This window comes from Sulfuricaulis sp. (assembly GCF_049587675.1).
GTDB lineage: Bacteria > Pseudomonadota > Gammaproteobacteria > Acidiferrobacterales > Sulfurifustaceae > Sulfuricaulis.
The window spans coordinates 1-4,016 of the sequence record NZ_JBAVEJ010000139.1; the positions used below are offsets into that span (position 1 = coordinate 1).

Below are 4,016 nucleotides of genomic sequence, written 5' to 3' on the forward strand. Positions count from 1 at the left end.
CGCCCGAGGCATCCAATCCGTTGATTCCGTTCGCCACCACCAGAATGTATTTCAGGTCCGGATCATGGGCGACGAGGAACAGGGTGGATTCCTCGAAATAATTCACGTTGGCGAAGTACAGCTGGCCGTCGAACCGTATCGCTGTCACTTGCGGGTGAAGCTTGGGCAGGTTGAATCGCTCGGCGTTCCGCAGCATGCCGTCCTTGTCGAGACCCAGCAGGACGATGCGCGGTTTCATGGTGCGGAAGAGAAACAGTATCAGGGACAGGGTAATGCCCGTGAGAATGCCGTTCTGAATGTTCGGGGCAAACGCCAGGGTGGCGAAGAACGTGATCACGGCGGCGATGCCGTCCGGCTTGCCCGCGATCCAGGACTCCTTGATGGTTTTGATATTAATGAGGCCGATGACTGCCATCATGATGATGGCCGCCAGCACCGGCTTGGGCAGGTGGTGCAGCAGCGGCGTGAAGAACAGCAGGGTAAGCAGCACCGCGAGCGCCGTGAAGATGGACGACATGCCGGTTTTGGCGCCGGAGGCGAGGTTCAGCGCCGAGCGGGAAAATGAACCGCTGACGGGCATGGCGTGACTGAACGCTGCCGCGACTTTCGCCAGGCCCTGTCCAATGAGTTCCTGGTTTTCGTTCCATTGGGTGCGGGTCTTGATGGCGATGATCTTGGCGCTCGACATGGCCTCCATGAAGCTGATAAGGGCGATCACGAAAGCCGTCGGCAGCATGTGTATGCTGGCTTTCCAGTCTATCGGCGGAATGCTGAGGCCGGGGAGACCCTGCGGGATGACGCCGACGATGCGGCCGCCGAGCCCCTCGAAATCGATGGCGTAACTGATGAAGGTGGTCAGGACGACGACAATCAGCACGCCGGGGAGTTTTGGCGCGAATCTTTTGAGCAGCGCCATCAGCGCGAGCGAGCCCATGCCGAAGAGCAGGGACTCGAGGTGCATGGCGTCGATGTTTTCGATGACGTGCAGAATATCGGTCATGAAATGCTGGGTGTTTTTCAGCGACAATCCGAGCATCGGCGGAAGCTGCGATAAACCGATGATAATGGCGGCGGCGTTGATGAAGCCTCGTAGGACCGGATAGGACAGAAAATTGAGCAGCACGCCCATGCGCGCCAGCCCCAGGCCGATCTGGACCAGACCGGACAGGAGCGCCATCAGGATGACAAAGGCATAAAACTGCTGCGTTCCGTAAGCAGCGAGCGGCATGATGCTGGCCGCGGTGAGCAGCGACGTCATGGCCACCGGCCCGGTAGACAACAGCAGCGATGAACCGAAGAGTGCGCCGACGATGACGGGTATGAGTGTCGCGTACAGTCCGTAATAGGCGGGTACCCCGGACAATTGCGCGTAGGCGAGGGACTGCGGGATGGCGACCAGTGCCACCGTCAATCCCGCGATCAGGTCGCTTTTCAGCGTATGCCGGTTGACCTGCGGCCACCAGCGCAGAAACGGAAAAAGGCGCTGCCAGACGGTATTGCGATTAGAAACGGCAAGCTGATTCATGGCGGAATTTAATTAGGTTCGTTGCCGGAATAGTTCAATTCGCGATTATTTCGGTGACATCACCGGACACACAATATTGAGTGGACAATCCGCTTCGTGATTGTTGCCGAGCATTTTCCAGACGTGATCTAGCGCCTGATCCTCGGTACGGAAGAAACGCTCCGACCCCACCTTCTCGTATAGTCCAGTGCGCATGAAAACATCCAGAACCTGTTTCTTCAGACCGGTGAACAGCAGCTGGATGCCAGCCTTGTCGAGGCGTTCCGCGAGGTGTGACAGCATCTCCTCGCCGGTGGCATCGATCTGGTTGATCCCTTCGCCGATGACGATCACGTATTTCAGGTCGGGTTTGGAGGCGATGCGCTCCTGAACCCTGTCTTCGAAGTAGCTGGTGTTGGCAAAGTATAATGAGCCGTCGAAACGGATGACTGCTATGTTCTCGCAGGGTTTCAGACCGAACATCTCGGCATCGCGCAGCGTGCCGTCGGCGTGGCGCGCCAGCACCGCGATGCGCGGCTGCATGGTGCGGTAAAGATACATGATCAGGGCCAGGCCGGCGCCGATCAGAATACCCTTGTCCAGATGCGGGGCGAAGGCCAGTGTCAGCAGGAAGCTGACGACGGCCACGATGCCGTCCTGCCTCTGGACCAGCCACGCGTGCTTGATGGCCTTGACGTTGATTAGTCCCACGACCGCCATCATGATCACCGCGGCGAGCGTGGCTTGCGGCAGGTGGTAGAGCAACGGCGTCAGCCACAGCAGCGTCACTACCACGATTACGCTGGTCACCACGGAGGAGAAACCGGTGATCGCGCCGGCACCGATGTTCACCGCCGAGCGCGAGAACGAACCCGAAGTGGGATAGCTCAGCGACAGGCTGCCGACGATATTGCCGATGCCCTGACCGACCAGTTCCTGGTTGGCGTCGAGTTTCTGGCGGGTGCGGGTGGCCATGGCCTTGGCGATCGATATCGCTTCCATGAAGCCGATGAGCGAGATGGTGATTCCCGCGGAGAGCAGCTGCAATATAACGTTGACGTCAAACTTTGGCAGCGCCAGGGTTGGCAGACCCTTGGGAACGTTGGCGACCACGTTGCCGCCGCCGTTCATGACAAGTTTCTCGCCGTCCACGCTGCGTATGCGCCATAGGCGCCCATCGCTTTCGGTGCCTTCCGGCAAGTGGCCATGCAGGTAGAACTTGCCGGTTGCACCATCGGGCTGCGGGACATGGTCGAAACGGGTCTTCTTGATTTCCTCGATGTCGGCTTTGACGGTCTTGATGCGGCGTTCGCGCTTCAGTTTGAGGGTGTCAAACAAGTGCTGGGCGAGCAGGGTTCGCGAGTCGTCGGTGCCAAACTGTTTATGCGCCTCCTGGTAGGTCTTTTCCGCGTCAGCAATCGCCTTGTCGAGTTCCGGAATCTCGCGCTTGAGGGTGAGCTCATCGCGCACCACTTCCTGCACGGATTTGTTCCCGATCTGGCTGAGCTCCACCGTCTCCAGATGCTCGAAGTGGATAAGCCAGGAAAGAGTAGTGGTGATAGCTACGGCGATGAGCACGTTGGGGATGCGCGGATTGAGGCGCCGTAGCAGGATCATGATGGCGAAGGCGCCCACAGCAATGAAGAACGTGGGCCAATGGAGCTGCGTGGGGACAGCGGCAACGGTGTTCCACACAGTTTCGTAATGGTGTTCGGCCTTGTCGGCGCGCACGCCGAATATCTTGTCGAGCTGCGAGGTGGCGATGATGATCGCGGCGGCGTTGGTAAAGCCGATGATCACCGGATGCGACAGGAAGTTCACCACCACGCCGAGCCGTAGCAGCCCGAGGCCGAGCTGAAACAGTCCGACGATCAGCGACAGGGTGATGGCATAAGCCACGTAACCCGGGCTGCCGCTGGCCGCGATGGGTTCGAGTGCCGCGGCGGTCAGCAGTGAAACCACCGCCACCGGTCCGGTCGCAAGTTGACGCGAGGAGCCGAACAGCGCTGCCACCATCGGTGGCAGGAAGGCGGCGTACAGGCCATAGTAGGCTGGCAGACCGGCAAGCTGGGCGTAGGCCATGGACTGCGGGACCAGCACCAGCGCCACGGTGATCCCGGCGATGATATCGGCGCGCAGGATTTTGCCGTCGCGTAGTTCACCCATCCAGTTCAAAAAAGGAAACAGGAGACGTAGCCGCCCGTTGGTCAAAGCACGGCTTGGTACACTGGCCATGAATGGTTATCCGGTGTGAGTATATTTTTGTGCAGCACTGAAGCGGTCAAATTCTGCCCCCCTGCCGACGGACGGATTATAGGTGGTCGCGCTCCGCTTTATAAGCCGAGAACGGAACGCAGACTGCCTTAACGGTTCAGAATGATTTCAAGTACATACTTGCCGCGCGCGGCCTATTTGACGAGAGTGACCGGCACATTTACCAAGTGCAGGACCTTGGTGGCCACGGAACCGAGCAGCAGGCCTTCGAGGGCACCCCGGCCATGGCTGCCCATGA

At 59.3% G+C, this 4,016-nt stretch carries 3 protein-coding genes; all 3 read right to left on the reverse strand.

What is annotated here, in order from left to right; genetic code table 11:
• A partial coding sequence (locus WB402_RS07280; protein WP_424206412.1) for a SulP family inorganic anion transporter occupies nucleotides 1-1,525 on the reverse strand: 1,525 nt, incomplete at its 3' end.
• A 45-nt stretch (nucleotides 1,526-1,570) separates the two neighbouring features.
• Nucleotides 1,571-3,739: a SulP family inorganic anion transporter gene (locus tag WB402_RS07285; RefSeq protein ID WP_424206414.1), complete on the reverse strand. Its 2,169-nt coding sequence runs from the start codon at nucleotides 3,737-3,739 to the stop codon at nucleotides 1,571-1,573.
• Nucleotides 3,740-3,912: 173 nt separating this feature from the next.
• Nucleotides 3,913-4,016 (reverse strand): universal stress protein (locus tag WB402_RS07290; RefSeq protein WP_424206416.1); only part of this gene is annotated, 104 nt, incomplete at its 5' end.